Origin of the sequence: Geobacillus sp. TFV-3 (genome assembly GCF_009901865.1) — a bacterium.
In the GTDB taxonomy this organism is placed as follows: domain Bacteria; phylum Bacillota; class Bacilli; order Bacillales; family Anoxybacillaceae; genus Geobacillus; species Geobacillus thermoleovorans_A.
The window spans coordinates 1,337,105-1,363,699 of sequence record NZ_MPSP01000001.1; the positions used below are offsets into that span (position 1 = coordinate 1,337,105).

Here is a 26,595-nt window from a genome sequence, read left to right on the forward strand (position 1 = left end):
AAACAAAGCGAAGGGCCAAAAGACGGCGCTGACGCGCTCAGACGGCTAACAAACGCAGACACTTTGAAGAAATGCGGCTCTTCGTCTTTCAACTTTTATAAAGGAGAAGGTGGGGTTAGATGATGGAACGCGTTCCGAATGAATACGGCCGGTTTGGCGATTTCGGCGGCAAGTTTGTCCCTGAGACGCTCATGCTTCCGCTTGAGGAAATCGAAGCAGAGCTTGACAAAGCGCTTGCCGATGAATCGTTCAAACAAGAATACATCCGCATTTTGCAGCATTACTCCGGTCGCCCGACCCCGCTCACGTTCGCGCCGAATTTGACACGGCAAGTCGGCGGCGCGAAAATGTATTTAAAGCGCGAAGATTTAAACCATACGGGCGCCCATAAAATCAACAACGCGATCGGCCAGGCGCTTTTGGCAAAACGGATGGGCAAGAAAAAGCTGATCGCTGAAACCGGCGCCGGCCAGCACGGCGTCGCCGCGGCGACGGTGGCCGCCCATTTCGGCATGGATTGCATCGTTTTTATGGGTGAAGAAGACATCAAGCGGCAGGAGCTGAACGTGTTTCGCATGAAGCTGTTGGGCGCCGAAGTCGTGCCGGTGTCAAGCGGCAACCGAACGTTGAAAGATGCGACGAACGAAGCGATTCGCTATTGGGTCGCCCACTGCGACGACCATTTTTACATGATCGGCTCGGTCGTCGGTCCGCATCCGTACCCGAAAATGGTGCGCGAGTTTCAGCGTGTGATTGGCGATGAAGCGAAAGAACAGTTTCTCGCCCGTGAAGGGAAGCTGCCGAATGTCATCGTCGCCTGTGTCGGCGGCGGCAGCAACGCCATCGGCATGTTTTATCCGTTTTTGCAAGATGACGTCCGCCTCGTCGGCGTTGAGGCGGCCGGCAAAGGGATCGACACTCCGCACCATGCGGCGACAATCACAAAAGGGACGAAAGGGGTCATACACGGGGCGATGACCTACCTGCTGCAAGACGAGTACGGACAAATTCTCGAACCGTATTCGATCTCCGCCGGCTTGGATTACCCCGGCGTCGGCCCGGAACATGCGTATTTGGCGAGCATTGGCCGCGTCCGCTACGAAAGCGCGACCGATGACGAGGCCGTCGCTGCGTTTCAATTGTTGGCGCAAACGGAAGGCATCATTCCGGCCATCGAATCGGCCCATGCGGTGGCGAAAGCCGTTGAGCTCGCCCGCGAGATGCCGCCGGATGAAACGGTGCTCATTTGCCTGTCGGGCCGCGGAGATAAAGATGTGCAAACGATGATGCGCCATCTTGGTGCGAGGGAAGGTGAAGACATTGCCACTGTCCGTTAATCCGCCGCTATTTATCCCGTTTATCGTTGCCGGTGATCCGACTCCCGATGTGACGATCGATCTCGCCCTGGCGCTTGAGGAGGCCGGCGCTGACATATTGGAACTTGGCGTGCCGTACTCCGACCCGCTCGCTGACGGACCGACGATTCAACGTGCCGCCGCAAGGGCGCTTGACGGGGGCATGACGCTGCCGAAAGCCATTCAGCTTATTGGCGAGATGCGAAAAAAAGGGCTAAACATTCCGATTATTCTCTTTACGTATTACAATCCTGTGTTACAATTAGGAGAAGAATCCTTTTTTGCTTTAGCGCAGGAAAATGGCGCCGACGGCGTGCTCATTCCCGATTTGCCGTTTGAGGAAAGCGGTCCGCTCCGCGAACTTGGCGAACGATTCGGTCTCCCTCTCATTTCGCTTGTTGCGCCGACGTCCAAGCAGCGGATCGAGCGGATCGCTTCGGCGGCGCAAGGGTTTTTGTATTGCGTCTCCTCGCTAGGCGTCACCGGTGTGCGCGAGACGCTGCCGGAGACGCTCGGTGATTTCCTCCGCGAAGTGAAGCGGCATAGCTGCGTCCCGGTCGCCGTTGGCTTTGGCATTTCGGCGCCGGAGCAAGTCGGGATGTTAAAAGAGTTGTGCGACGGCGTTGTCGTCGGCAGCGCGCTCGTGCAAAAAGTCGAGCAGTTGGCTCCGAGGTTGCAGGCGCCGGATGAAAGGGAGGCGGCGGCCGCCGAGTTTGCTGCGTACGCCCGTTCGCTTGCCGCACCGCTTCGGGAGCCGCGTTCTTCGCGCTAAAAGTTCCGAATTGAAGGAGTTGGCGACAATCATGCAAGTAAAGGAATCGCTCCGGGGACTTCCTCCGTACCAGCCGGGAAAATCGATCGAAGAAGTCAAGCGGGAATATGGCTTGCCTGAGATTATCAAACTTGCTTCTAACGAGAATCCGTACGGTTCGCCGCCAGCGGCAAAAGCGGCCATCGCCGCTGAGCTTGACCGCCTCGCCGTCTATCCGGACGGCTGCGCCCGCACGTTGCGCGAAAAGGTGGCGAAGCATCTTGGCGTCAAGGAAACACAGCTTCTCTTTGGCAACGGTTCGGATGAGGTGGTGCAAATTCTTTGCCGCGCCTTTTTAGAGCCGGGCGTGAATACGGTGATGGCGGCGCCGACATTCCCGCAATACCGGCATAATGCCATCATCGAGCGGGCCGAGGTGCGCGAAGTGCCGCTTGTTGATGGGCGTCATGATTTGGAGGCGATGCTTGCGGCGATCGATGAAAACACGCGCATCATCTGGATTTGCAATCCGAACAACCCGACGGGCACGTATGTGAATGATGCCGAGCTGCGCGCCTTTTTGGACCGCGTGCCGCCGCACGTGCTCGTCGTCGTGGACGAAGCGTACTACGAATATGCGACGGCGCCCGACTATCCGCAAACGGTGCCGCTTTTAAACGAGTATGAGCAGCTTGTCGTCATGCGCACGTTCTCGAAAGCATACGGACTCGCTGCGCTCCGCGTCGGCTACGGCGTGGCGAGTGAGACGCTCATCCGCGCCGTCGAGCCGGCGCGCGAGCCGTTTAACACGTCGGCCATTGCCCAAGCGGCCGCGGCGGCCGCACTTGACGATCAAGCGTTCATCCGCGCCTGCGTCGAACGAAATCGCGCCGAGCTTGAGCGGTATTATCGCTTTTGCGAGGAGAACGGCCTCAAGTATTATCCGTCGCAAACGAACTTTTTGTTCATTGATTTCGGGTTGGATGGCGACGAAGTGTTCCGCTATTTGCTGGAGCGCGGCGTCATTGTCCGCTCGGGCCAAGCGCTTGGGCTGCCGACTGGCGTGCGCGTGACTGTTGGCACGAAAGAGCAAAACGACCGGGTGTTGGAACTCGTTTCGCAACTGCTTCGGGAAAAACAGCTCGCCTGACCGTTCAACGGTGGGATGGATAGAAAAGATCGGCCCGTTGCTTTTTGAAAGCAGCGGGCGCACGTTTACATAAAGCAGGTGGGACGATTGAAAGGAAAAGTGTTCATTGTCGGCCTCGGCTTGATCGGGGGATCGATTGCATTGGCGATTAAAAAAGCGCATCCGGAGGCGATGATCATCGGCTACGACGTCAATGAGCGGCAGCTGGGCTTGGCGCGCTCGCTCAAGGTGATCGACGAAGCCGCTCGTTCACCCGAAGACGGATACGGACAGGCGGATTTGGTCGTTCTGGCCGTTCCGGTCATGCAGACGGAGGCGCTGCTTTCGTCGATGCCGCTCGAGCGGTTAAAGCGCGGCGTCATCGTCACCGATGTCGGCAGCACGAAGCAGCGCATCGTCCAAGGCGCACGCCGCTTGTTGGATCATGGCATAGCGTTCATCGGCGGCCATCCGATGGCTGGGTCGCATAAAAGCGGGGTGGCGGCGGCAAGGGCTCATCTGTTTGAAAACGCGTTTTACATTTTGACGCCGACGGACGATGTGCCGCCGCAGCAAGTCGAGGCGTTGAAACAGTGGCTTGCGGGAACGAAAGCGCAGTTTGTCATCTTAACGCCCAAAGAGCATGACCGCATCACTGGCGTAATCAGCCATTTTCCGCATTTGATTGCGGCGAGCCTCGTTCATCAGGCGCGTGAATATGAGAGCGAAAACGCCCTCGTCAGCCGGCTGGCGGCTGGCGGTTTCCGCGACATCACCCGCATCGCGTCGAGCAATCCGGAAATGTGGCGCGACATTTTCATCCATAACAAGCATGAACTGCTTGCGCTCTTTGACCGCTGGATCGCCGAAATGGAGCGGCTGCGCTCGTTTGTCGAAGAAGAAAACAGCATCGCCATTTACCATTACTTTTTGGAGGCGAAACAGTTTCGCGACGGGCTGCCGTCGAGAACGAAAGGAGCGATTCCGTCGTTTTACGATTTGTATGTCGACGTGCCGGATTATCCGGGCGTCATTTCCGAAGTGACCGGCTATTTAGCCGAGGAAAACATCAGCATCACGAACATCCGCATCATTGAGACGCGCGAAGAAATTTACGGCGTGCTCCGCCTCAGCTTCCAAAGCGAAGACGATCGGGCGCGGGCGAAAGCGTGCCTCGCCAAACATACGAACTATGCCGCCTATGAAGGGTAGCAATGAAAAACATGTGGAGGGACAGGTGTGTTGATTAACCAATAAAATCCAATTGGCATCGCTCTATTCCTAGCTTTTCTGCCGTTGTCGGCAAACGTGCCGTTTGCCGACTGGGCATGCTGTACGCATGCTCTCCTCGAACAATGAACGCTTTTCGGGCCAATCACATTTGCCCGCCGGCGTTCTTGTTCGAGGGAAAAGGTAGAAAAGCTTGTGTTAAGCCATATGATTCTATGCTTGTTAGTAAAATAATGGGTAATCAACACTCATGATGGAGGGATTTTGCATGCAGCTGCCAACCAACGTGTCGTCGCTTCGAGGAATGATCGAAGTCCCCGGTGACAAATCGATTTCCCATCGCGCCGTCATGCTCGGGGCGCTTGCTTCTGGACGGACGGTGATTGACCATTTTTTGCCTGGGGCGGACTGTTTAAGCACGATCGACTGTTTCCAAAAACTCGGCGTCGACATTCGCCGGGACGGGACGACAGTCGTTGTCGAAGGAGCCGGCCCCGGCGGGCTGCGCGAGCCGGCCGCCGTGCTTGATGTCGGCAACTCGGGAACGACGGCGCGCCTGTTGCTCGGCATTTTGGCCGGCCAGCCGTTTCACGCCTGCCTTGTCGGCGATGAATCGATCGCCAAGCGGCCGATGGGGCGGGTGACGAAGCCGCTTCGCGAAATGGGTGCGCATATTGATGGGCGCGATGGGGGCAATTATACGCCGCTTTCCATCCGCGGCGGCGCGCTTCGCCCGCTTCGCTACACTTCGCCGGTGGCGAGCGCGCAAGTAAAATCGGCCATTTTGCTCGCCGGCTTATTCGCTGACGGCGTGACGTCTGTTTCCGAACCGCACCGCTCGCGCGATCATACCGAGCGGATGGTTCGGTTGTTTGGCGGTGAAGTGAGTGTGGATGGCTTGACCGTCTCGGTGGCCGGCCCGCAACGCTTGCGCGGAACGCACATTTACGTTCCCGGCGATATTTCCTCAGCCGCCTTTTTCCTTGTCGCCGGCGCCATTGTGCCGAACAGCGAAATTACGCTGAAAAACGTCGGCTTAAATCCAACGCGGACCGGCATCATCGATGTGCTTACACAAATGGGGGCGGATATTGCGATTGACAACGTCCGCAACGAGGAAACCGAGCCGATCGGTGATATTACGGTCCGCACGTCGACGCTTCGGGCGGTCGAAATCGGCGGGGATCTCATTCCAAGATTGATCGACGAAATTCCGATCATTGCCTTGCTCGCGACGCAGGCGGAAGGAACGACTGTCATCAAAGACGCGAGCGAACTGAAGGTGAAAGAGACGAACCGGATCGATACGGTCGTCACCGAGTTGAAAAAATTCGGCGCTGACATTGAGGCGACCGATGATGGCATGATCATCCGCGGCAAAACGCCGCTTTACGCTGATAGGATCGTTGTCGACAGCCATGGCGACCACCGCATCGGCATGATGCTCGCCGTTGCCGCCTGCATCGCCAAAGGGACGGTCCGCCTCGAGCGTTCGGAAGCGGTCGCCGTTTCCTATCCGGCGTTTTTTGCTGATCTCTGTTCGCTGCTGTAAGGCCTCCCGCCCCCAAGCGGGCGGGCGGTCATATTTTGCGTTGTTCGTTCATATATTGTCAGTGAGAGGAATTGGCTTCGTATTTTTTTGAAAGCGGATACATCCCGGTTTCCGGCTGAAAAACGGCGCACCTTTCAGACAGCGAGCGGTTTGGTTGCGGAAACGGCCATGATCGATTATCATCATTCATGTTCCCGTTGTAACGGTACATAATGATTGGAATGGCAAAGGCGGATGGGCTCCTGTGGGCGCCCGGCCGCCTGCCGCAAGAGAGGGCTGACGAAACCATGACACGCGTCGAACAAATCATTCGCTTAGTGGAAAACGGAAACGTCGACCAGGCGTTGGCGCTTGTGCCGAAAGTGAAAAAATATGGAAGTGATGAAGAAAAATACGCGCTTGCCGACTGCTTGTACGGATGGGGAATGCCGGAAGAGGCGAAGGAGCTGCTTGAGGAGCTGACCACCCGCTATCCGGATGACGGCGACATTCGCTTGTTTTTGGCGGAAGTGTATACGGAGCTTGAAGCCGAAGAGGAAGCGCTCACCATTTTGTCGGAGATCGACGAAGACGATCCGCAGTTTGTCCGCGCGTGCCTTCTTGCCGCCGATTTGTACGAAATGCAAGGGCTGGCGGAAGTGAGCGAGCGGAAGCTGCGTCAAGCGTACGAGAAAGCTCCAGATGAGCCGATCGTGCAGTTTGCGTTGGCTGAGCTGTATTTTTCGCACGGTGAATACTCAAAAAGCGTGCCGCTTTATGAACAGGTGCGGAAGACGAATAAGGAGATGGCCGGCGTCTTGATCACCGAGCGGATCGCTGAGGCGCTCAGCCGTTCCGGGGAATTCGAGGCGGCGCTTCCGTATTATGAGGAGGCGCTCAATGAAAAAATGGACAGCCGGACGCTGTTCGCCTACGGATTCACCGCGTTGCAGGCCGGCTATACACAAACGGCCATCGATAAGCTCAGCGCTTTAAAAGAGCTCGATCCGGACTACACTCCGCTTTACCTTTATTTGGCGAAAGCGTATGAACAAGAAGGACGGCTCGTGCAAAGCTATGAGACGGCGCTTGAGGGCATCGGCGTCGACGAATGGAACAAAGAGCTCCGCCTTTACGCAGGCAAGCTGGCGCTCAAGCTGAACAAGCCAGAGGAGGCAGAGGAACATTTGAAAAAAGCGCTTGAGATCGATGGCGGGTACATCGAGGCGCTCACGGTTTTATCAGCGCTTTGGCTAAACGAACAGCGCTATGAGGATGTCGTAGCGCTTCTCGAGCAGGCAATGGCCGATGGGGAGTACGATCCGCAGTTTGAATGGGACCTTGGGCGCGCCAAACATCGGCTTGAGATGTACGACGATGCATTAAATCATTACGGCGAGGCATATAATTTCTTTAAGCACAATGTCGAGTTCCTCGAAGAGTACGGATATTTTCTCATCGAGGAAGGAAATCGGGCGGCGGCGAAAGAAATATTTCAACAGATCCTTCGTCTCGACCCAACCCATACGGAGGCGGCGGAGATGCTGCTTGAGCTCGAAGAGTAGGGGAGAAGCGGTGGCCAAACCTCTTTCTTGGAAACCGATCGAGGGGGAAGCGCACAATGACGCACGTATCCGTCAATGAGAAAAAAGAGTTTATCCGTTGGTTTTTAAGCCACTATCAGTTGAAGCGGCGCGAGTGTGTCTGGATTTTAAACTATTTGATGAGCCATGACCAGCTCATGCAAAAGGTGCATTTTGTCGAGAATGCCCAATATTGCCCGCGCGGCATCATTATGTCGACCCATTGCGTCGACGAGGTGCCGTTCCGTTTTTACAAAGGCAATGTGATGACGACCGATGCAGAGAAATCGTTCCATGACATCCGTTTAAACCGCGATGAAGATATTTACATTCAACTGAATTTCCGCGCTTCTTTTCACTCGCCGCAATATGTCGCTGTGCTTGAGGAAAACCCGTATGCGCCGAAGCAGGCGCAAGTGAGCGAAAACGACCAGCGCCTCGCCGAACAGTTTTTGGAACGCTCCATTTACGAATTCCGGCGCGGGCGGCTCATGAAGCTGATCGATGAGGCGCTTGACCGCCATGATGAAGAGGCGTTCCGCCGCCTGACCGATGAATTAAACAAATTGTAAACACCTTGCCGCCGGCAAGGTTTTTCTTTTGCCGAAAAATATGGTATGGTGATGAAGGGAAGAAACTTTAAGGAAAAGGAGAGTACGAATGAAGTGGACAGGCGAGGACGTCGCCCTCTATGAACGAGAGCGCGACTACATCGACACGGCGCTCCTTCCGCTTTTGCCGGTGGCTCTCGGCCAAGGAGCGAAGCGGCTCGCTTCCGGCGGGGAGCTTGTCGGGCTCATCGCGGCCGAGGTCGAGCGACAGCTGAAGGGACGGTTGTTTTTGATGCCGTCGTTTGTGTATTTTGCCGATGAGCCGCGGGCGCAGCTTGCCGAAAGGCTGGCAGATTGGACCAACCGGCTTAGGCGGGAAGGAATGAAGCATCTGTTTTATGTGACGTGTGACCGTGCGTGGCAAGAGGGCGAAGAAGCCGACCGCGTTTGGGTCGTTCCGGTTGTTCCGCTCGAGAGCATGGGTGAATCGTACAAGCACGAGCTTGTCAGAGAGCAGGCCGCCGAGCTGCTCCGTTTTCTCATCGGCCGCTGGGCGCAAGAGTAGACGCGGCAAAGTCCGACGTTTTGCCGCCTGTGATATTGACCTTGTCCAGCAATTGAGCTATCATTAGAATGTCCTAGTTTTCCATATGTGTTATACATACAATCGTCCGGTGTGGACTTGATTTTGCATAGAGGGGGGAAGACGATGAGCGACAACAAACATCGCGTAACGAGACGTCAGTTTTTAAACTACACGCTGACCGGCGTCGGCGGCTTTATGGCGGCAGGGATGCTGATGCCGATGCTACGTTTTGCTTTCGATCCGATCTTGAAGGATGAAGCAGGGACGGAGATGGTCGCGGTAGCAGACGTCAAAGAGATTACGACCGAACCAAAGCGCTTCGATTTCAAAGTAAAGGTGAAAGACGCTTGGTACGAGTCGGAAGAGCCGAAATCAGCATGGGTGTATAAAACGGACAAGGGGGAGATCATCGCCCTGTCGCCGATTTGCAAACACCTCGGCTGTACGGTCGACTGGAACACGGACAAAGAGCATCCGAACCAGTTTTTCTGCCCATGCCACTATGGGCGCTATGAGAAGGACGGCACAAATGTTCCGGGAACGCCGCCGCAAGCTCCGCTTGACCGTTATGAGTACAAAGTGAAAGACGGCAAGCTGTATTTAGGCAAGGCGAAACCAAGAAAGGAGGCGTAATGCGTGTTAAACAAGCTGTATGACTGGGTCGATGAACGCTTAGATATTACGCCTTTATGGCGGGATATCGCCGATCACGAAGTTCCGGAGCACGTCAACCCCGCCCATCACTTTTCCGCCTTTGTCTATTGTTTCGGCGGGCTGACGTTTTTTGTCACGGTCATTCAAATTTTGTCAGGAATGTTTTTGACGATGTACTACGTCCCGGATATTAAAAACGCATGGGAATCGGTGTATTATTTGCAAAACGAAGTGGCGTTCGGCCAAATTGTGCGCGGCATGCACCACTGGGGGGCGAGCCTCGTCATCGTCATGATGTTTTTACATACGCTGCGCGTCTTTTTCCAAGGGGCTTATAAAAAGCCGCGCGAAATGAACTGGATTGTCGGCGTATTGATCTTTATGGTGATGATGGGTCTTGGCTTCACCGGCTACTTGTTGCCGTGGGATATGAAAGCGCTGTTTGCGACGAAAGTTGGTTTGCAAATCGCGGAAGCGACGCCGCTCATTGGCCCGGCCATTAAGACGCTGTTAGCTGGGGACCCAGAAATTGTCGGCGCGCAAACGTTGACGCGTTTCTTTGCCATTCACGTCTTCTTCTTGCCAGCGGCTTTGCTCGGCTTAATGGCAGCGCACTTTTTAATGATTCGCAGACAAGGCATTTCCGGTCCGCTATGATCGGTCGATCCCGCGTTTAGAGGCGATAGAAAAAAGGAGGGAACCACGCAATGCATCGCGGAAAAGGAATGAAATTCGTCGGCGATTCCCGTGTTCCCGCGGTGAGAAAACCGAATATTCCAAAGGACTATTCGGAATATCCCGGGAAAACGGAAGTGTTTTGGCCGAACTTCCTGCTCAAGGAATGGTTGGTCGGATCGGTCTTTCTCGTCGGTTTCTTATGCTTGACGGTCGCCCATCCGTCGCCGCTTGAGCGGATCGCCGACCCGACGGACACGACGTACGTGCCGCTGCCTGACTGGTATTTCTTGTTCTTATACCAATTGCTCAAATATTCGTATGCGTCTGGTCCGTATACGGTCGTCGGCGCGATCATCATCCCAGGGTTGGCGTTCGGCGCGCTCTTATTGGCGCCGTTTTTGGACCGCGGCCCAGAGCGCCGTCCTTGGAAGCGTCCGGTAGCGACCGGGATGATGCTGTTGGCGCTTGCGTCGATGATTTATTTGACATGGGAAGCGGTCGTTACACACGACTGGAAAAAAGCAGCTGAACAAGGGAAAATTCGTGCCGAAGTGAAAATTGACACGAACGCGGAAGGTTATAAAATCGCGCAGGCGAACACATGTACATCGTGCCACGGACAAAACTTGTCCGGCGGCGCTGGTCCGTCGCTCATCGGCACTGGCTTGAAACCAGAAGAAATCGCGAAAATCGCGAGAGAAGGGAAAGGCAGCATGCCGGCCGGCGTCTTTAAGGGCACAGATGAAGAGTTGAAAAAACTGTCCGAATTCATCGCCGGACTAAAAGCGGAATAATCGTTTCGACACGAAAAAGCTGACTCGCGTTAGTCAGCTTTTTTCGTGCCAACATGAAACCGAGGCGAGGTGCAGATGATGGCATGGCTTTATGCGCTGTTGGCTTCCCGGCCGGTTGTTTGGCTGCTCTTGTTCGTCAACGCGGCTGGCACCATCTATGGATATTATTGGTATCGTTATCAACTTGCCGATACGCCTCCCGTCTTTTTGCCATTTGTTCCTGACAGTCCAACGGCGAGCCTTTTTTTTCTTGTCGTCCTTGTGGCATGGCTTTTCGGCAGGTCGGCGCCGCTTTTTGAAGCGTTGGCTTTGGTGACGCTTGTTAAGTATGGAATTTGGGCAGTCGTTATGAATGTGCTCGTTTGGCGCGTCACCGGCACGCTTGATTGGGCCGGCTGGATGCTCATCGTTTCGCACGGGGCGATGGCGATCGAAGGAATGCTGTACGCTCGGTTTTATCGATTCCGCTTCCTTCACCTTATGCTGGCGGCTGTGTGGACGTTGCATAACGATGTCATCGATTACGTCTTTGGCATGATGCCTCGCTATAGTGTGCTGGCTGACTACGCCAACGAAATCGGCTATTTTACGTTTTGGTTGAGCATCGCATCGATTGCCGCTGCGTATCAGCTTGGCGTTCGCCTCCCGCGCCAGCCGTTTCTGCCGGGCGACATGTCTTTCCGGCAGGCATCAGAGTAGAGCGTTGAACACAAGGAGGAACGTTGGGCGGCAGCTTTCTGGCAGTTGCCTGGTCTACTCTTGTCCACTCCTTCATACATTGTACTAGTGGATGAGGGAGGGACGATGATGAAGCGAATCGGGCTAGCCATGCTGTTGTCGCTCGCCTTTTTATGGCCAGCGCCCATTGGCGCGGCTGGACAAACAAACGGTTGGGAGCAGTTGGACGATATTTCCGACGAGGCGCTGCAATTGGCGAAAAACGGTCGTTTTGCCGAAGCAAAAGAAGTGCTCCGCTATTTTTCCGAGCGGTTTTTCGCCCTTGGGGCAAAAGAACGGTTGAAATCGGCCGATGAATTGCGGGCGGTGACCGTGACGCACGAGCAGGCAGTCAAGGCGATGACGGCGCCGATCCCCGCGGAAGACAAAGTGGCGGCGATCACCCAGTTTCGCCTTGTTGTTGACGCCATCCATTCGACATACCAGCCGCTTTGGACGGAGATGGAGCCGGCTGTCATGGAGGCGTTTGCTGCGGTCGAAAAGGCGGCGCAGCAAGGCGAGCAGAAAGCGTATGCCGCTGCCCTCCGCCAGTTGCTTGACCGCTATACATTGATCGAGCCGAGTGTGAAAATCGACGTGCCGCCGGATATCGCGACAAAGGTCGATGACGATCTGGAGACGTTGCAGGCCGCCGCGTTTTGGCAACGCAGCGAAGACGAGCAGCGCGAGCAACTCGCCGATGCGCGTCAAGATCTTGAAGCGCTGTTTGCCGGGGTGAAAAAGGACGAAGCGGACCCGTCGCTCATTTGGATGATGATTTCCACTGGCGGAGTGATCGTGCTGACGCTGACGTACGTTGGCTGGCGGAAGTACAAAGGAGAAAAGGAAGAGAAGCGGGCGCGGCAGCCGGAAGACTAAGCACTGGCGCTTTTTGCGAGGGGGGAAACGTTTCCCCCTCTTTTTTGTTTTCCCGTTGCTTTGTGCAAGCACCGCCCCGGCACTTTCAAGCGGCGCTTGCCGGGCTTATCCCGGTTGGGCTTTCGCGCCAGCGGCTTTTCATGGTTCCAGCGGCCGTTTCTGTTCGTCGAGCGTAAACCCTTCGCCGAGCACATCATGCACATCGGTGACGGCGACGAACGCATGCGGATCAACGGATATAATGACACTTTTTAAGCGCGGCAGTTCGTTTTTGGCGACGACGCAATACAAGACATCGCGGTCGCGCTTCGTATACGAGCCGCGCCCTTTCAGCACGGTGACGCCGCGCTCCATCTCTGTCAAGATCCGGTTGGCGATCTCCTCGCTTTTTTCTGAGATGATGGTCGCCCCTTTTGCCGCATAGCCGCCTTCCTGCAGAAAATCAATGACCCGGGCAGCGATAAAGACGGCGACCAACGTATACATCGCCTCGCGGTATGACAGGTAAAGAAGAAGCGACAACGTGATGACGGTGGCGTCAAAGGCAAACATCGTTTTGCCCATGCTGATGCCTTTATATTTATGGACGAGGCGGGCGATAATATCGACGCCTCCGGTTGTGCCGCCGTAGCGGAAAATAATGCCGAGGCCGACGCCGATAAAGACGCCGGCAAACAAGGAGGCGAGCGTCATGTCATGTCGAAGCGGCATATGAATCATGTAGCGTTGAAAGATGGACAAAAAGACGGAAACGGCGACCGTGCCGATGACGGTATAGAGAAACGTCTGGCGGCCGAGCAGCTTCCAGCCGATGAAAAAGAGCGGAATGTTGAGCGCCAAGTTGGTGATCGCTGGATCCAGTCCGAACAAAAAATAAAGAAGAAGCGTAATGCCGGTAAACCCGCCTTCCGCCAAATTGTTTTGCATGTTGAAATGAACGAGCCCGAAGGCGAAAATGGCGGCGCCAAGCAAAATAAACAGGCAGTTTTTGATCTTTAGTCCGAAAATCATACCGTCCCTCCGTCCGCAAAAATAGTCGGCGCCCTTAATTATAGAGGAACTTGTCCATATAGGCAATGACGAGCGAAAACGGACGGAATGGACAGCGGGCGAAAACATTTGTCAAATGCGCCGCTTTTCGCTAACATGAAAACAGACGAGGTGACAAGCCATGCAGGAGAAAACGATGAAACAAATGCAACAGGAAGTGGATGACTATATCAGTCAATTTAAAGAAGGCTATTTCAGCCCGCTCGCCATGCTGGCGCGGCTGACGGAAGAGCTCGGCGAGCTGGCGCGCGAGGTGAACCATTACTACGGGGAAAAACCGAAAAAGGCGACCGAACAAGAAAAAACGGTGGAAGAAGAGCTGGGCGATTTGCTGTTTGTGCTCATTTGCTTCGCCAATTCGCTCGGCATTGATTTGCAGGCGGCGCACGACCGGGTGATGGACAAGTTTCGCACCCGCGACCGCGACCGCTGGACGCGGAAGGAGGAAGGATCATGACGATTCGCATTGTCATCGCGGGGCCGCGCGGCCGCATGGGCCGAGAAGCGGTTGCGCTCGTGCAGCAAACAGATCACTTTGAACTGGCTGCGGTCATCGACCGCCGTTACGATGGACAAAATTTAGCGGAGATCGACGGATTTTCCTGCGTCAACGCCCCGATTTACACCGATGCGGCCCGCTGTTTTGCCGAGGTGAAGCCGGATGTATTGATCGATTTGACAACGCCGGAAGCTGGAAAGCGGCACACCGAGCTGGCGCTGCGTTACGGCGTTCGTCCGGTCGTCGGCACGACTGGATTTACGCCGGAAGATATCGAGCGGCTCACCAAGCTGGCGGAAGAGAAAGAAATCGGCGCCATCATCGCGCCGAACTTTGCCGTCGGAGCGGTGTTGATGATGAAATTCGCCCGCATGGCGGCCAAATATTTCACTGATGTAGAAATCATTGAATTGCACCATGATCAAAAGCTTGACGCACCGTCCGGAACAGCGTTGAAGACGGCGCAGCTCATTGCCGAAGTGCGACCGTCGAAAAAGCAAGGCCACCCGAACGAAAAGGAAACGCTTGCTGGCGCGCGCGGCGCCGCTTACGACGGCATCCCGATCCACAGCGTCCGTCTGCCGGGCTTTGTCGCTCATCAAGAAGTGATTTTCGGCGGCAACGGCCAGACGTTGACGATCCGCCACGATTCGTTCGACCGCCGCTCGTTTATGTCCGGGGTGAAGCTGGCAGTGGAAACGGTGATGCATTTACATACGCTTGTCTATGGGCTGGAGCATATTTTGGAATAGTGTGCAAACTGCGCAAACGGGGGAGAATGGAATGAAAATCGCGTTAATTGCCCATGACCAAAAAAAGGAAGAGATGGTCGCATTTGCGACCGCCTATGCGCCTGTGCTGGCAAACCATGAATTGTACGCCACCGGCACGACCGGCTTGCGCATCCAGGAGGCGACCGGTCTTCCAGTTCATCGCTTCCAATCGGGGCCGTACGGAGGCGACCAAGAAATCGGGGCGATGATCGCCCGCAATGAAATGGATCTGGTCATTTTTTTCCGCGATCCGCTCACCGCCCAGCCGCATGAGCCGGACATCAGCGCATTGATGCGTCTTTGCGACGTCTATGCCGTGCCGCTGGCGACGAACATCGGCACGGCCGAGCTGCTCATCCGCGCGTTGGAGCGCGGCGATTTGGCATGGCGCAGCATTGTGCGCGGCCGAACAAAAGGCGGGGAGGAATAGGAAACAGAAAGGTGACAGCGATGATGGAAACGTGTGACTTGTTGGCGTTCGGCGCCCATCCGGATGATGTCGAAATCGGCATGGGAGGGACGATCGCCAAATACGTACGCCGTGGGTGCCGTATTGTCATTTGCGACTTGACGCAAGCCGAGCTGTCGTCCAACGGCACGGTCGACGAGCGGCAGAGAGAGGCGGCCGAGGCGGCCCGCCGGCTCGGTGTATCCGAGCGGTTCAATCTTCGGCTGCCTGACCGCGGCCTTTACGTCGAGGAAGAGGCGATCCGCCAGATCGCAGCGGTCATCCGCCGCTGCCGGCCGCGCCTTGTATTCGCCCCCTATTGGGAAGACCGGCATCCGGATCACGGGCGATGCGCCCGCCTTGTTGAGGAAGCGGTCTTTTCCGCCGGCATCCGCCGCTATGGCGCTGGAGAGCTTGGCGATGCGCACCGCGTTCGGGCGGTGTATTATTATATGATCAATGCCTTTTGCCGCCCGCATTTTCTCATCGATATTAGCGAAACGATCGATGACAAGCTGGACAGCCTGCGCGCGTACGAAAGCCAATTTCAAAAACGGCCTGGCTCGGTTGACACCCCGCTGACCAACGGCTACATCGAGATGATTGAAAGCCGCGAGCGCTGGTTCGGTCAACAAATCGGCGCGGCGTATGCGGAAGGGTTTTTGACGAAAACGCCGATTCATCTTTCCAATTTGTTTGAGGAGGAGCGATGAAGCTGAAAATCGGGATTGTTTGCTATCCGACGGTTGGGGGCTCCGGAGTGGTCGCCACTGAGCTTGGCAAGCTGCTGGCGGAGCGGGGGCATGAGATTCACTTTATCTCATCGAGCATGCCGTTTCGTTTGAATAAAGTGTACGGCAACATTTATTATCATGAAGTCAGTGTCAACCAATATTCCGTCTTTCAATACCCGCCGTACGATTTGGCATTGGCAAGCAAAATTGCTGAGGTGGCAAAGCGGGAACGGCTCGATGTGCTTCATGCCCATTACGCCGTTCCTCATGCCGTCTGTGCGGTGTTGGCGCGGCAAATGGTCGGCGAGCTGCCGATCATCACGACGCTGCACGGCACCGACATCACAGTGCTCGGCTATGACCCGTCGCTTTCCGATATGATCAAATTCGGCATCGAGCAGTCGGATATCGTTACGGCGGTGTCTGACGCCCTTGCCCGGCAGACGTATGAACTGCTCGATGTGCAAGCGACGATCCATACCGTCTACAATTTTGTCGATGAACGCGTCTACCGTCGCCGGGAAGCGGGCCATTTACGGCGCGAGTACGGCATTCGCGACGATGAACGAGTTGTGATCCATGTCTCGAATTTCCGGAAAGTGAAGCGTGTGCCCGATGTAGTGCGAGCATTTGCCATCGTGCGCCGGCACGTGCCAGCCAAGCTCTTGCTTGTCGGCGACGGTCCGGAAATGACCGTCGTCTGCCGGCTTGTGAAAGAGCTTGGGCTGCAAGATGATGTCCGCTTTTTAGGAAAACAGGATAAACTCGAAGAGCTGTATTCGATCAGTGATGTGATGATGCTTTTGTCGGAAAAAGAAAGCTTCGGGCTCGTATTGCTTGAAGCGATGGCGTGCGGCGTTCCGTGCATCGGCACGGCCATCGGCGGGATTCCGGAAGTGATTGAGGATGGGAAAACCGGGTTTTTATGCCCGCTTGGCGATGTCAAAGAGGCGGCAAGACAGGCGATGGCGCTGTTGACAGACTGCCGGTTGCACGCTGAGATGGCAAGACAGGCGGTGCAAACGGTCGAGCGCAAGTTCCGCTCGGCCGACATCGTCGGGCAGTATGAACAGCTGTACGCTTCGCTTGCGGCAAGGAAGGTGAAACGATGAAACCGCCGTTTGAACAGGCGCTCGGCATTATCCAACAATTGAAGCGGCATGGCCATGAGGCGTATTTTGTCGGCGGCGCGGTGCGCGACTTGTTGATCGGGCGTGCGATCGGCGACGTCGATATCGCGACAAGCGCTCTGCCGGAAGAAGTGATGCGCTTGTTTCCGAAAACGATCGACGTCGGTTCGAAACACGGCACGGTCGTCGTCGTGCATGAAGGAACAGCGTATGAAGTGACGACATTCCGCACGGACGGCGATTATGAAGACCATCGCCGTCCGGAGTCGGTGACGTTCGTTCGTTCGCTTGAGGAAGACTTAAAGCGGCGCGATTTCACGATGAACGCCATCGCCATGGATGAACGCGGAACGATCATTGATCCGTTTGGCGGACAAGAGGCGATCGAGCGGCGGCTCATTTGCACGGTCGGGGCGGCGGACGAACGGTTTCGCGAAGATGCGCTCCGCATGATGCGGGCTGTTCGCTTCGTCAGCCAACTTGGATTTGCGCTTGCTGAGGACACGAAGCGGGCGATCGTCCAAAACGCACCGCTTATGGCCCACATTTCTGTCGAACGGATGACCATGGAAATGGAAAAACTGCTCGCCGGTCCGTTCGTTGCCGAAGCGCTGCCGCTGTTGGCTGATACGAAGCTGTTTGCTTATTTGCCGGGATTGGCCGAAAAAGAGCGGCAGCTGCGCTCGGCTGCCGCCTGCCGCTGGCCGTGGCTTACAAAGCGCGAAGAGCGCTGGGCGCTTCTTTGCCGCGCGCTTGATGCCAAAGACATCCGTCCGTTTTTGCGAGCCTGGAAGCTTCCTAACAAAGTGATCGATGAAGCTGGCGCCATTTTGGCGGCGCTCGATGATGTCCCTAGGCCGGAGGCGTGGACGAACGAACAGTTGTTTTTGGCCGGCCTCGAGCGGGCGCTATCGGTTGAAGCGGTGCGCGCCGCGTTGACCGGCGCGCCCTCTGAACCGCATCATGAGGAGCTCCGCCGCCGCTTCGCGGCGCTGCCGATCAAAACGAAAGGGGAGCTTGCCGTCAACGGGAAAGACGTCATTCGCTGGGCTGGAAAACCGGCCGGTCCGTGGGTGAAAGAGACGCTGGATGCCATCTGGCGGGCGGTCGTCAGCAGCGAAGTCGAAAATGAGAAGGAGCGGATTTATGCATGGCTCATGGAGCGCAATCGGACACAAGAAAGAAACTGTTAGAACTGTTTGCCGAGGCAAACGGCGAATTTTTGTCCGGGCAAAAAATCAGCGAACAGCTCGGCTGTTCGCGGGCGGCGGTATGGAAGCATATCGAGGAGCTGCGCAAAGAAGGATTTGAACTCGAAGCAGTGCGCCGCCTTGGCTACCGGATTATCAGCACGCCGGACAAAGTGACGGCCAACGAAATCCAGCTCGGCCTAAAAACAGAAAAACTTGGCCACACGATCCACTTTTTTGACGAAGTCGATTCAACGCAGCGCATTGCGGCAAGGCTCGCGTATGAAGGGGCGCCGGAAGGAACGCTCGTCGTCGCGGAAGAGCAAAAGGCCGGACGCGGGCGTTTGGATCGGAAATGGTTTTCTCCGAAAGGGACGGGCATTTGGATGAGCCTCATTTTGCGGCCGCCCATTCCGCCGCAGCGGGCCCCGCAGTTGACGCTCGTGGCTGCGGTGGCCATCAGCCAGGCGATTCAAGAAATAACTGGGCTTGTCCCAGACATTAAATGGCCGAATGACATTTTGCTTAACGGAAAAAAATGCGTCGGCATTTTAACGGAGCTGCAAGCCGATCCTGACCGCGTTCATTCCGTCATCATCGGCATCGGGATCAACGTCAATCAAACGGTCGAACAGTTTCCAGAGGACATCCGGTCCATCGCCACGTCGCTTTTCGTCGAAAAGGGCGGACGCGTGAAGCGCGCACCGCTCATTCAAGAAATTTTGTTCCGGCTTGAGCGGCTGTACAAGCAATATTTGGCGCATGGCTTCCGTCCGATTAAGCTTCTTTGGGAAGGGTACGCCATCTCGATCGGCAAGCCGGTGACGGCAAGAACGCTGAGCGGCGCGATTCGCGGCATCGCCCGCGGCATCACCGATGACGGGCTGCTCATCCTTGAAGATGAGCAAAAGAACATCCATTACATCCATTCTGCCGATATTCAGTTCTAATTTGCCACTAGAAAAATTGTAACAATTTTGTTAAAATACAAAGCGAGGAAAAGGGCAGTATCTTTCGCAAGAAGAACTGCACCGAGGCCGACAGCACGAATAGGTGAAGGAAATGATCTGCCTTGATCCTTTTTTGAAGGACTAGGACAGAGGGATGAACGAAACCGGCGGCGGTTTTATGGCGTCCTTCTTTCTCAAGGCGGGAAAGAAGGGCGTTTTGTTTCGGGCGGTTCATCTCCTCTGCAGCCAAAGAGGAGGGAACGAAAATGAAAGCGAAAACCGATTTTTTCCACATGAAGCAGGCGGGTGAGCCGATCGTGATGGTGACCGCCTACGATTTTCCGTCCGCGAAGCTTGCCGAGCAAGCCGGCGTCGACATGATTTTGGTCGGCGATTCGCTCGGCATGGTTGTGCTCGGGTATGATTCAACGATCCCGGTGACGGTCGATGATATGATCCACCATACGAAGGCGGTTCGCCGCGGTGCGCCGAACACGTTTATTGTCACCGATATGCCGTTTATGTCGTACCATGCGTCCAAAGAAGAGGCGCTGCAAAACGCCCGCCGCATCATGCAAGAGTCAGGGGCGAACGCCGTTAAAGTCGAAGGAGCGGATGAAGTCGTCGACATGATTGCCGCGCTGACGAAAGCCGGCGTGCCGGTCGTTGCCCATCTCGGGTTGACGCCGCAATCGGTCGGCGTTCTTGGCGGCTATAAAGTGCAAGGCAAAGATGCCGAAAGTGCGAAAAAGCTGCTCGATGATGCGAAACAATGCGAGCAGGCGGGAGCGATCGCCCTTGTCTTAGAGTGTGTTCCGAAGCAGCTCGGGGCGGCCATGGCCCGGGAACTCACCATTCCCGTCATCGGCATCGGCGCCGGGGCGGAAGTCGACGGCCAAGTGCTCGTGTATCACGATTTGCTTGGCTACGGCGTCAGCCGCGTGCCGAAGTTTGTGAAACAATACGCGTCCATCCAGGAGACGATCGTCGAGGCGTTAGCCAACTACGTCGCTGATGTCAAACTGCGCCAGTTCCCGGAGCCGGCGCACACGTTTACGATGAAGGAAGAAGAATGGGTGGCGCTTTACGGAGGAAAGCAAGGATGGTCGTGATGGATCAGATTGCAGCGATGCAGGCGCTCATGCGCCAATATCGCCGTGAAGGAAAGACGATCGGGTTCGTTCCGACGATGGGCTATTTGCATGAAGGGCATACCTCCCTCATCGATCGGGCGCGCGCGGAAAACGACATCGTCGTCCTAAGCGTTTTCGTCAACCCGCTTCAGTTCGGACCGAACGAAGACTTTGCCCGCTATCCGCGCGATTTCGAGCGCGACCGGCGCATCGCCGAACAGCATGGAGTCGACGTCTTGTTCCATCCGGAAGCGGACGAGATGTATCCGGAGCCGCTTACCGTACGAGCGATCGTTCAAGCGCGCGCCGATGTGCTGTGCGGACGGTCGCGCCCCGGCCATTTTGACGGCGTGGCGACGGTGCTCATTAAGCTGTTCAACATTGTTATGCCCGACCGCGCGTACTTTGGGATGAAAGATGCCCAACAGGTGGCGGTCGTCGACGGTTTGATCCGCGATCTCAATTTTCCAATCGAGCTCGTGCCGGTGCCGACGGTCCGCGAGGCGGACGGGCTGGCGAAAAGCTCGCGCAACGTCTATTTGTCGCCGCAAGAACGGAGGGAGGCGCCGGCGCTGTATGCAGCGCTTCAAGCGGCCGCTTCCGCCGTCGAACGAGGGGAGCGGAGCGCAGCGGCGATCCGCCGGATGGTTAGAGAGCATATTGAAGCGCATACGCACGCTGAGATCGATTATGTCGAAGCATGTTCATATCCGGATTTGACGCCGCTTGAGACGCTCGCCGGGACAGTGCTGATCGCTGTCGCCGTCCGATTTGCGAGCGCCCGGTTGATTGACAATATCATGATAGAGTTGCCCAAAACCGGCGAACAAGGGGATGGAAAGGGGAAGCAAGCATGTTTCGCACGCTCATGAACGCCAAAATTCACCGCGCTCGTGTAACAGAGGCCAATCTCGATTACGTCGGCAGCATTACGATCGATGAAGATATTTTGGATGCTGTCGGCATTGTAGCTAATGAAAAAGTGCAGGTAGTGAACAATAATAATGGAGCCCGTTTTGAAACATACGTCATCCCCGGTGAGCGCGGAAGCGGCGTCTTTTGCCTAAATGGCGCCGCCGCCCGTCTTGTGCAAAAAGGGGACGTTATTATCGTCATCTCATATGCGCTCGTTCCAGAGGAAAAAATCGCCGCCCATCGACCGAAAATCGCGATTATGGACGAAAACAACCGGATTGTGCAGCTCATCGCCGAAGAGCCGGCGCATACGGTTTTATGAGGGCAAAAAGGGGCTTTCCGCCCCTTTTCGTTTTGAGGTGATCGTTTATGGCAACGCGCTTTGTCATCATTGACTTGGAGACAACTGGAAATGGGCCGAAAAAAGGTGACCGGATCATCCAGCTCGGCATGGCGGTCGTCGAAGATGGCTTGATTGTCGAACGGTTTGCCAGCTTTTTTAACCCGGAACAGCCCATTCCGCTGTTCATTCAGCAGCTGACGAACATCAACGAACAGATGATTGAAGGAGCGCCGCTGTTTGCTGACAAGGCGGGCGAGATCGCCGCCATGATGCACGGTGCTTACTTTGTCGCCCATAACGTCGACTTTGATTTGCCGTTTTTGCAGGCCGAGCTTGAACGGGCTGGCTGGCCGCCGTTTGCCGGTCCGACGATCGATACGGTCGAGCTCGCCCGCATCGTGCTGCCGACTGCCGAAAGCTATAAGCTCGGCGATTTGGCGAGGCAGCTCGGCCTCCACCACGATCGTCCGCATCAAGCGGACAGCGATGCGGAAGTGACCGCCAAGCTGTTCATTGCCTTGCTCAAGCGGCTCTCCTGTCTGCCGCTTATGACGCTTGAGCAACTGCGCGGTCTTGCCCGCCACTTGAAAAGCGATATTTACTTGCTCCTTGATGCAGTCATCGCCGAAAAGCGGAACAAGGCGCCGGCCGACCGCGATGTCGCCGTATACCGCGGCATTGCGTTGAAACAACCGGCGCCGGAGCCGGATGAGAGCAATCGGCGCCCCGCTTTGGCTTCGTTCGCTGCCTTTTGCGAACAGGAGCCGCCCCTTCCGCTTCCCGGTTATCAACGGCGCGCGGGGCAGTGGGAGATGATGCGGCTCGTTTATGAGGCGCTGTCGACGTCCCAGCACGCGCTCATTGAAGCAGGGACCGGACTGGGCAAATCGCTCGCCTATTTGATTCCCGCTGCTTTTTTTGCCTGTGAGCAGCAAGAGCGGATCGTCATCAGCACGCATACTCTCCAGCTGCAGGAGCAGCTCATTCGCCGCGATTGGCCGGTATTGCGGCAAATCGCGCCGTTTCCGCTCCGCGTTGCCGTTTTGAAAGGAAAGCAAAATTACTTATCCCTTGACAAGTTCGCTTCGTTTTTGTCGGAGCCGTCTGACACGTACGATGCGGCGCTCTTGAAATGCCAGGTGCTCGTTTGGCTGCTTGAAACCGACAGCGGCGACTTGGACGAATTGAATGTGTCATCCGGCGCCCGTCTCCTATTGTCTGCACTTGCCATCGGCGAAGAGGAAGACGGCGGGCGGCATCATTTTTTCGCCCGGGCGAAAGAGCGCTCCGAACGAGCGGATGTGGTCATTACCAACCATGCGCTTTTGCTTCATGATTTGACCGGCCCGGCGCCGCTTTTGCCGCCGTTTGGCCATCTGATCATCGATGAGGCGCACCGGCTTGAAGATGCTGCCGCCCGGTGTTTTGGCGAGCAGATTAGCTATGTGTCGTTTCGCCTGTTGACCGCCAAAATCGCGCAGACGATCGCGAAATGGCTGGAAGCAGAACAGGACGCACCGAATAGGGCTCTTGTCCGTTGCCAGCGGCGCCTTGAGGAGCTGCAGTTTGAAGGGGATGAGCTGTTCCGCCTGTTGCGCCGCTATGCGTTGGACAAAAAGCCAGCTCGCGCTGGCCGTTGCCGCTATCGCTTTTCGCCGACGGACGAACAGAGCCGGGCTTGGCAGGCGGCGGTGGAGTTATGTTGGCGCCTGCGTGATTTGGCGGCGGCGCTATCCGCTGAAGCGAAGCCGCTTCTATCCGCTGATTCGAGTGGCGATTTCCCCCCATCCGCCTTGCTGTCGGCCGATTTGGCGGCTCTCAACCGGCAAATGGCTGCGCTCGTGCGTTTGCTGACCGAAAAGGAGCCCGGTGTCGTCCGGTGGATCGAAGCGGAAGAAAAAGGGGCGGCGAACGCTGTTCGCCTTTACTCGCAGCCGGTCGACCTTGCGGATTTTTTCGCCGATCAACTGTTTATGAAAAAACGGAGCGTCGTTTTGACGTCGGCGACGCTCACTGTCCGCGGCCGGTTCACGTATATGGCGGCGCGTCTCGGCCTTGAGGATTTTTATCCACTTTGCCGCTCGTTTCCGCCGCCGTTTCGTTACGAGGAGCAGGCCGCGCTCTTCGTGCCGGCGGACATGCCGCTCGTTTCTGCCGTGCCGCTTGACGATTACGCCGAAGCCGTCGCCGCTTCGGTGCTTGCGATCGCCCGGCGCCTCGGACGGCGGGTGCTTGTGTTGTTCCCTTCGTATGAATTGTTGAAACTGACGGTTGATGCGTTGAAGACGGAGGAAGAAGGCGAGCCGTTTGTTTTGATCGCTCAAGGGGTGCAAAGCGGCAGTCCGGCAAAGCTGTTGCGGATGTTTTTGCAGTTTGAGCATGCGGTGTTGTTTGGGACGAGCAGCTTTTGGGAAGGGATCGATCTGCCAGGTTCAGCGCTCGATGTGCTTGTCATCGCTCGCTTGCCGTTTGCGCCTCCGGACGATCCAGTGATGCAGGCAAAAAGCGAGCGCATTCGCCTAGGAGGCGGCGATCCATTTTCCGAGCTGGCGCTTCCTGAGGCGGTGCTTCGTTTTAAGCAAGGATTTGGCCGCCTCATTCGCACTGAAGACGACAAAGGAGCCGTATTTGTGCTGGATCGGCGGCTGATGGCCGCTTCGTACGGAGCGGATTTTCTCGCTTCCTTGCCGCCCCTTTCAGTGCATGAAGGCGCGCTTTCTGAGCTGCTCGACGAGGCGGAAACTTGGCTTTCTTAAAGCGCGCTTTGTTTCTCATAAAGATGGACGAAACGGCGCAATCTAAAGTCAGGCGGCAAAAAACCCCGCATGAAGCGGGGGAAAAAAAGCAAATTGGCGTTGACGGTGTAGGCGGGCAAATTTGTTATGAAATGATCGGACAAACCTGCTATAATAGGGAAGAAGCACAACTGCGATGACAGTTTGCGCCTTGCCGTTTAGCTTTGTCGGCTCGGCCGCAGAGGTGCGAAGAAGCACGCCTTTGATGTCACCTTCGCTGTATTTGTATTGTTGCCGGAGCCGCCGGCGTGTATAAGTAACAAAATTTGCGCCGCACAGGAGGAAACGACGAAAATGGAAAGCAAAATCGAAGTGCTCGCTACTGTCAAAGTTCAGCACTCCGACGACTTGTACAAAATTGTCGACTGCTTGAACCGAACGCTAAAGCGCGACAATTTGATGTTTGGCCTTGCCTTGGATGAAAACGACAAGCGCCAAGCCATCTTTACGATTTATCGGACGTGATCACAATGAAAAAGTGGGGTTGGTTCACTCTGCTTTTTTTTGGATTCCTCATTTGGCAGGCATGGTCGATTTATGACGAGGCGATGGCGCCCAAGCGGCTGATGGTGGAACATGCGTTGGCGCGGGCGAAGGAAGCCGCCGGGCTTGCTGATGTGAAGAAAGTCTATACATATTATGGCGAAGAAGCATGCACCGTATTCATCGGAAGAACAAAACAAGGGAAAGCGGTCGTCGTTTGGGTGCCTGAAAAACAGGGGGATGTCGTCGTCAAGGGTGTGGGCAGCGGCATCAGCGAGGCGGAAGCGCGCGCCATTTTGCAGCGCGACCGCCGACCGCGGCGCATCCTCGCTGCGACGCTTGGCATGGAAAAAGGTGTGCCTCTTTGGGAGTTGACATATATTGATGCGGAAGGAAGGTATTCGTTTTATTACCTTCACTTTGCGGATGGGGCCTTCCTGAAGAGGTACAGTTTTCAACAGTGAAGACGTGAGGGGGAAGAAGCGATGAAACTGGCAAAACGGGTGGCGTCGCTGACGCCGTCGGCGACATTGGCCATTACGGCGAAAGCAAAGGAACTGAAAGCGGCCGGATACGACGTGATCGGTCTTGGGGCCGGCGAACCGGATTTCAACACGCCCCAGCACATTATCGAGGCGGCCATCAAGGCGATGAATGAAGGGCATACGAAATATACTCCATCAGGCGGGCTGCCGGCGCTGAAAGAGGAAATCATCAAAAAGTTTGTCCGCGACCAAGGGCTTGCGTATGAGCCGTCGGAAATCATCGTCTGTGTCGGGGCGAAGCATGCGCTTTATACGCTCTTTCAAGTGTTGCTTGATGAAGGCGATGAGGTCATCATTCCGACGCCGTATTGGGTGAGCTACCCGGAACAAGTGAAGCTGGCTGGCGGCGTTCCGGTTTATGTTGAGGGGCTGGAGGAAAACGGCTTTAAAATGACGCCGGATCAGCTGAAACAGGCGATTACCCCGAAGACGAAGGCGGTTATTATCAACTCCCCGAGCAATCCGACCGGCATGATTTATACGGCCGAGGAGCTGAAAGCGCTCGGGGAAGTATGCTTGGCGCATGGCGTGTTGATCGTTTCGGACGAAATTTATGAAAAATTGATTTACGGCGGGGCGAAACATGTGTCGATCGCCGAACTGTCGCCGGAGCTGAAGAAGCAGACGGTCATCATCAACGGCGTATCGAAATCGCACTCGATGACAGGGTGGCGCATTGGGTACGCGGCTGGACCGAAAGACATCATTCAAGCGATGACCGATTTAGCAAGCCATAGCACATCGAATCCGACATCGATCGCTCAATATGCGGCCATTGCCGCCTACAGCGGGCCGCAGGAGCCGGTCGAACAAATGCGCCAGGCGTTTGAAGAACGGCTCAACATTATTTACGACAAGCTGGTGCAAATTCCAGGCTTCACTTGCGTCAAACCGCAAGGAGCGTTTTATTTGTTCCCGAACGCCCGAAAGGCGGCGGATATGGCCGGTTGCCGCACGGTCGACGAGTTCGTCGCCGCCTTGTTGGAGGAAGCGAAAGTCGCGCTCGTGCCTGGTTCTGGGTTTGGGGCGCCGGATTACGTCCGCTTGTCGTACGCGACCTCGCTTGAGGCGCTCGAAACAGCGATCGAACGCATCCGCCGGTTTATGGAGGCGCGGGCCTAAGGCGCTTTGCGCCAAGGTGTCAGAGTGAAAAGAAAAGGGCGGCTTTG

28 protein-coding genes are annotated in these 26,595 nt (G+C 55.9%); 27 read left to right on the forward strand and 1 reads right to left on the reverse strand.

Features of this window, described 5'->3' with window-relative positions:
- The first annotated feature begins 122 nt into the window (after positions 1–122).
- The 13 genes from trpB to ypjB all read left to right on the forward strand — a co-directional run bounded on the left by trpB (position 123) and on the right by ypjB (position 12,438).
- On the forward strand, positions 123–1,337 hold the full coding sequence (gene trpB, locus BJQ97_RS06825; protein ID WP_160157559.1) for a tryptophan synthase subunit beta: 1,215 nt from the start codon (positions 123–125) through the stop codon (positions 1,335–1,337).
- Entirely contained in the window at positions 1,321–2,127 is an 807-nt protein-coding gene (trpA, locus tag BJQ97_RS06830) for a tryptophan synthase subunit alpha (RefSeq protein ID WP_160157558.1), read from the forward strand. The genes trpB and trpA overlap by 17 nt, the downstream gene beginning before the upstream one ends.
- Before the next feature lie 31 nt (positions 2,128–2,158).
- The gene (gene hisC / locus BJQ97_RS06835; RefSeq protein ID WP_160156007.1) at positions 2,159–3,256 is read left to right on the forward strand and encodes a histidinol-phosphate transaminase; all 1,098 of its coding nucleotides are present in this window, start codon (positions 2,159–2,161) and stop codon (positions 3,254–3,256) included.
- A gap of 87 nt (positions 3,257–3,343) precedes the next feature.
- Positions 3,344–4,447: a prephenate dehydrogenase gene (locus BJQ97_RS06840; RefSeq protein WP_160156008.1), complete on the forward strand. Its 1,104-nt coding sequence runs from the start codon at positions 3,344–3,346 to the stop codon at positions 4,445–4,447.
- A gap of 286 nt (positions 4,448–4,733) precedes the next feature.
- Entirely contained in the window at positions 4,734–6,017 is a 1,284-nt protein-coding gene (aroA, locus tag BJQ97_RS06845; RefSeq protein WP_160156009.1) for a 3-phosphoshikimate 1-carboxyvinyltransferase, read from the forward strand.
- A gap of 287 nt (positions 6,018–6,304) precedes the next feature.
- Entirely contained in the window at positions 6,305–7,561 is a 1,257-nt protein-coding gene (locus BJQ97_RS06850) for a tetratricopeptide repeat protein (protein WP_160156010.1), read from the forward strand.
- Positions 7,562–7,617: 56 nt separating this feature from the next.
- Positions 7,618–8,151: a ReoY family proteolytic degradation factor gene (locus tag BJQ97_RS06855; RefSeq protein WP_160156011.1), complete on the forward strand. Its 534-nt coding sequence runs from the start codon at positions 7,618–7,620 to the stop codon at positions 8,149–8,151.
- 88 nt (positions 8,152–8,239) lie between these two features.
- Positions 8,240–8,695 carry a YpiF family protein gene (locus BJQ97_RS06860; RefSeq protein WP_160156012.1) on the forward strand — a complete coding sequence of 152 codons (456 nt, stop codon included), beginning with the start codon at positions 8,240–8,242 and terminating at the stop codon, positions 8,693–8,695.
- A 144-nt stretch (positions 8,696–8,839) separates the two neighbouring features.
- The gene (locus BJQ97_RS06865) at positions 8,840–9,349 is read left to right on the forward strand and encodes a Rieske (2Fe-2S) protein (protein WP_011231677.1); all 510 of its coding nucleotides are present in this window, start codon (positions 8,840–8,842) and stop codon (positions 9,347–9,349) included.
- A gap of 3 nt (positions 9,350–9,352) precedes the next feature.
- On the forward strand, positions 9,353–10,027 hold the full coding sequence (gene qcrB, locus BJQ97_RS06870) for a menaquinol-cytochrome c reductase cytochrome b subunit (protein WP_011231676.1): 675 nt from the start codon (positions 9,353–9,355) through the stop codon (positions 10,025–10,027).
- 50 nt (positions 10,028–10,077) lie between these two features.
- A complete protein-coding gene (locus BJQ97_RS06875) occupies positions 10,078–10,842 on the forward strand; it encodes a menaquinol-cytochrome c reductase cytochrome b/c subunit (RefSeq protein WP_160156013.1) in 765 nt (254 codons plus the stop codon).
- 78 nt (positions 10,843–10,920) lie between these two features.
- Positions 10,921–11,541, forward strand: a complete 621-nt coding sequence (lhaT, locus tag BJQ97_RS06880) for a lipoprotein heptaprenylglyceryl N-acetyltransferase LhaT (protein WP_160157560.1) — start codon at positions 10,921–10,923, stop codon at positions 11,539–11,541.
- A 108-nt stretch (positions 11,542–11,649) separates the two neighbouring features.
- Positions 11,650–12,438 carry a sporulation protein YpjB gene (gene ypjB / locus BJQ97_RS06885; protein WP_160157561.1) on the forward strand — a complete coding sequence of 263 codons (789 nt, stop codon included), beginning with the start codon at positions 11,650–11,652 and terminating at the stop codon, positions 12,436–12,438.
- A gap of 138 nt (positions 12,439–12,576) precedes the next feature.
- Here the strand turns inward: ypjB and BJQ97_RS06890 are convergent, their stop codons facing one another.
- Positions 12,577–13,449, reverse strand: coding sequence for a YitT family protein (locus BJQ97_RS06890; RefSeq protein WP_160156014.1), 873 nt, complete (start codon positions 13,447–13,449; stop codon positions 12,577–12,579).
- A gap of 160 nt (positions 13,450–13,609) precedes the next feature.
- Between BJQ97_RS06890 and BJQ97_RS06895 the strand changes: the two genes are divergently transcribed.
- From BJQ97_RS06895 to BJQ97_RS06960, 14 genes are all read left to right on the forward strand, one after another.
- Complete coding sequence (locus BJQ97_RS06895; RefSeq protein WP_011231671.1) at positions 13,610–13,945, forward strand: nucleotide pyrophosphohydrolase; 336 nt, start codon at positions 13,610–13,612, stop codon at positions 13,943–13,945.
- Positions 13,942–14,739 carry a 4-hydroxy-tetrahydrodipicolinate reductase gene (dapB, locus tag BJQ97_RS06900; protein WP_160156015.1) on the forward strand — a complete coding sequence of 266 codons (798 nt, stop codon included), beginning with the start codon at positions 13,942–13,944 and terminating at the stop codon, positions 14,737–14,739. Before BJQ97_RS06895 ends, dapB begins: the two co-directional genes overlap by 4 nt.
- 31 nt (positions 14,740–14,770) lie before the next feature.
- Entirely contained in the window at positions 14,771–15,190 is a 420-nt protein-coding gene (locus BJQ97_RS06905) for a methylglyoxal synthase (protein ID WP_044731028.1), read from the forward strand.
- Positions 15,191–15,210: 20 nt separating this feature from the next.
- Positions 15,211–15,921, forward strand: a complete 711-nt coding sequence (gene bshB1, locus BJQ97_RS06910; RefSeq protein ID WP_160157562.1) for a bacillithiol biosynthesis deacetylase BshB1 — start codon at positions 15,211–15,213, stop codon at positions 15,919–15,921.
- Positions 15,918–17,054 (forward strand): N-acetyl-alpha-D-glucosaminyl L-malate synthase BshA, encoded by a 1,137-nt coding sequence (gene bshA, locus BJQ97_RS06915; protein ID WP_011231667.1) that lies wholly within the window; start codon positions 15,918–15,920, stop codon positions 17,052–17,054. The genes bshB1 and bshA overlap by 4 nt, the downstream gene beginning before the upstream one ends.
- Complete coding sequence (locus BJQ97_RS06920) at positions 17,051–18,265, forward strand: CCA tRNA nucleotidyltransferase (RefSeq protein ID WP_160156016.1); 1,215 nt, start codon at positions 17,051–17,053, stop codon at positions 18,263–18,265. Before bshA ends, BJQ97_RS06920 begins: the two co-directional genes overlap by 4 nt.
- The gene (locus BJQ97_RS06925) at positions 18,223–19,212 is read left to right on the forward strand and encodes a biotin--[acetyl-CoA-carboxylase] ligase (protein WP_160156017.1); all 990 of its coding nucleotides are present in this window, start codon (positions 18,223–18,225) and stop codon (positions 19,210–19,212) included. The genes BJQ97_RS06920 and BJQ97_RS06925 overlap by 43 nt, the downstream gene beginning before the upstream one ends.
- 266 nt (positions 19,213–19,478) lie before the next feature.
- Positions 19,479–20,324 (forward strand): 3-methyl-2-oxobutanoate hydroxymethyltransferase, encoded by an 846-nt coding sequence (gene panB / locus BJQ97_RS06930; RefSeq protein ID WP_160156018.1) that lies wholly within the window; start codon positions 19,479–19,481, stop codon positions 20,322–20,324.
- Positions 20,315–21,217, forward strand: coding sequence for a pantoate--beta-alanine ligase (gene panC / locus BJQ97_RS06935; protein ID WP_160156019.1), 903 nt, complete (start codon positions 20,315–20,317; stop codon positions 21,215–21,217). Before panB ends, panC begins: the two co-directional genes overlap by 10 nt.
- Entirely contained in the window at positions 21,199–21,582 is a 384-nt protein-coding gene (gene panD / locus BJQ97_RS06940; RefSeq protein ID WP_160156020.1) for an aspartate 1-decarboxylase, read from the forward strand. The genes panC and panD overlap by 19 nt, the downstream gene beginning before the upstream one ends.
- 47 nt (positions 21,583–21,629) lie before the next feature.
- Positions 21,630–24,359, forward strand: coding sequence for an ATP-dependent DNA helicase DinG (dinG, locus tag BJQ97_RS06945; RefSeq protein WP_160156021.1), 2,730 nt, complete (start codon positions 21,630–21,632; stop codon positions 24,357–24,359).
- Between the two features lie 333 nt (positions 24,360–24,692).
- Positions 24,693–24,863 (forward strand): YpmA family protein, encoded by a 171-nt coding sequence (locus BJQ97_RS06950; RefSeq protein WP_011231659.1) that lies wholly within the window; start codon positions 24,693–24,695, stop codon positions 24,861–24,863.
- 5 nt (positions 24,864–24,868) lie between these two features.
- Positions 24,869–25,345 (forward strand): cell wall elongation regulator TseB-like domain-containing protein, encoded by a 477-nt coding sequence (locus tag BJQ97_RS06955; RefSeq protein WP_160156022.1) that lies wholly within the window; start codon positions 24,869–24,871, stop codon positions 25,343–25,345.
- 21 nt (positions 25,346–25,366) lie between these two features.
- Positions 25,367–26,548, forward strand: coding sequence for a pyridoxal phosphate-dependent aminotransferase (locus BJQ97_RS06960; protein WP_160156023.1), 1,182 nt, complete (start codon positions 25,367–25,369; stop codon positions 26,546–26,548).
- The last annotated feature ends 47 nt before the right edge of the window (positions 26,549–26,595 follow it).

Coding starts and splice junctions, on each gene's coding strand:
- trpB (WP_160157559.1), top strand. CDS start 123: ATGGAACGCGTTCCGAATGAATACGGCCGGTTTGGCGATTTCGGCGGC.
- hisC (WP_160156007.1), top strand. CDS start 2,159: ATGCAAGTAAAGGAATCGCTCCGGGGACTTCCTCCGTACCAGCCGGGA.
- aroA (WP_160156009.1), top strand. CDS start 4,734: ATGCAGCTGCCAACCAACGTGTCGTCGCTTCGAGGAATGATCGAAGTC.
- BJQ97_RS06850 (WP_160156010.1), top strand. CDS start 6,305: ATGACACGCGTCGAACAAATCATTCGCTTAGTGGAAAACGGAAACGTC.
- BJQ97_RS06855 (WP_160156011.1), top strand. CDS start 7,618: ATGACGCACGTATCCGTCAATGAGAAAAAAGAGTTTATCCGTTGGTTT.
- BJQ97_RS06860 (WP_160156012.1), top strand. CDS start 8,240: ATGAAGTGGACAGGCGAGGACGTCGCCCTCTATGAACGAGAGCGCGAC.
- BJQ97_RS06865 (WP_011231677.1), top strand. CDS start 8,840: ATGAGCGACAACAAACATCGCGTAACGAGACGTCAGTTTTTAAACTAC.
- BJQ97_RS06875 (WP_160156013.1), top strand. CDS start 10,078: ATGCATCGCGGAAAAGGAATGAAATTCGTCGGCGATTCCCGTGTTCCC.
- lhaT (WP_160157560.1), top strand. CDS start 10,921: ATGGCATGGCTTTATGCGCTGTTGGCTTCCCGGCCGGTTGTTTGGCTG.
- ypjB (WP_160157561.1), top strand. CDS start 11,650: ATGAAGCGAATCGGGCTAGCCATGCTGTTGTCGCTCGCCTTTTTATGG.
- BJQ97_RS06890 (WP_160156014.1), bottom strand. CDS start 13,449: ATGATTTTCGGACTAAAGATCAAAAACTGCCTGTTTATTTTGCTTGGC.
- BJQ97_RS06895 (WP_011231671.1), top strand. CDS start 13,610: ATGCAGGAGAAAACGATGAAACAAATGCAACAGGAAGTGGATGACTAT.
- dapB (WP_160156015.1), top strand. CDS start 13,942: ATGACGATTCGCATTGTCATCGCGGGGCCGCGCGGCCGCATGGGCCGA.
- BJQ97_RS06905 (WP_044731028.1), top strand. CDS start 14,771: ATGAAAATCGCGTTAATTGCCCATGACCAAAAAAAGGAAGAGATGGTC.
- bshB1 (WP_160157562.1), top strand. CDS start 15,211: ATGATGGAAACGTGTGACTTGTTGGCGTTCGGCGCCCATCCGGATGAT.
- bshA (WP_011231667.1), top strand. CDS start 15,918: ATGAAGCTGAAAATCGGGATTGTTTGCTATCCGACGGTTGGGGGCTCC.
- BJQ97_RS06920 (WP_160156016.1), top strand. CDS start 17,051: ATGAAACCGCCGTTTGAACAGGCGCTCGGCATTATCCAACAATTGAAG.
- BJQ97_RS06925 (WP_160156017.1), top strand. CDS start 18,223: ATGGCTCATGGAGCGCAATCGGACACAAGAAAGAAACTGTTAGAACTG.
- panB (WP_160156018.1), top strand. CDS start 19,479: ATGAAAGCGAAAACCGATTTTTTCCACATGAAGCAGGCGGGTGAGCCG.
- panC (WP_160156019.1), top strand. CDS start 20,315: ATGGTCGTGATGGATCAGATTGCAGCGATGCAGGCGCTCATGCGCCAA.
- panD (WP_160156020.1), top strand. CDS start 21,199: ATGTTTCGCACGCTCATGAACGCCAAAATTCACCGCGCTCGTGTAACA.
- dinG (WP_160156021.1), top strand. CDS start 21,630: ATGGCAACGCGCTTTGTCATCATTGACTTGGAGACAACTGGAAATGGG.
- BJQ97_RS06950 (WP_011231659.1), top strand. CDS start 24,693: ATGGAAAGCAAAATCGAAGTGCTCGCTACTGTCAAAGTTCAGCACTCC.
- BJQ97_RS06955 (WP_160156022.1), top strand. CDS start 24,869: ATGAAAAAGTGGGGTTGGTTCACTCTGCTTTTTTTTGGATTCCTCATT.
- BJQ97_RS06960 (WP_160156023.1), top strand. CDS start 25,367: ATGAAACTGGCAAAACGGGTGGCGTCGCTGACGCCGTCGGCGACATTG.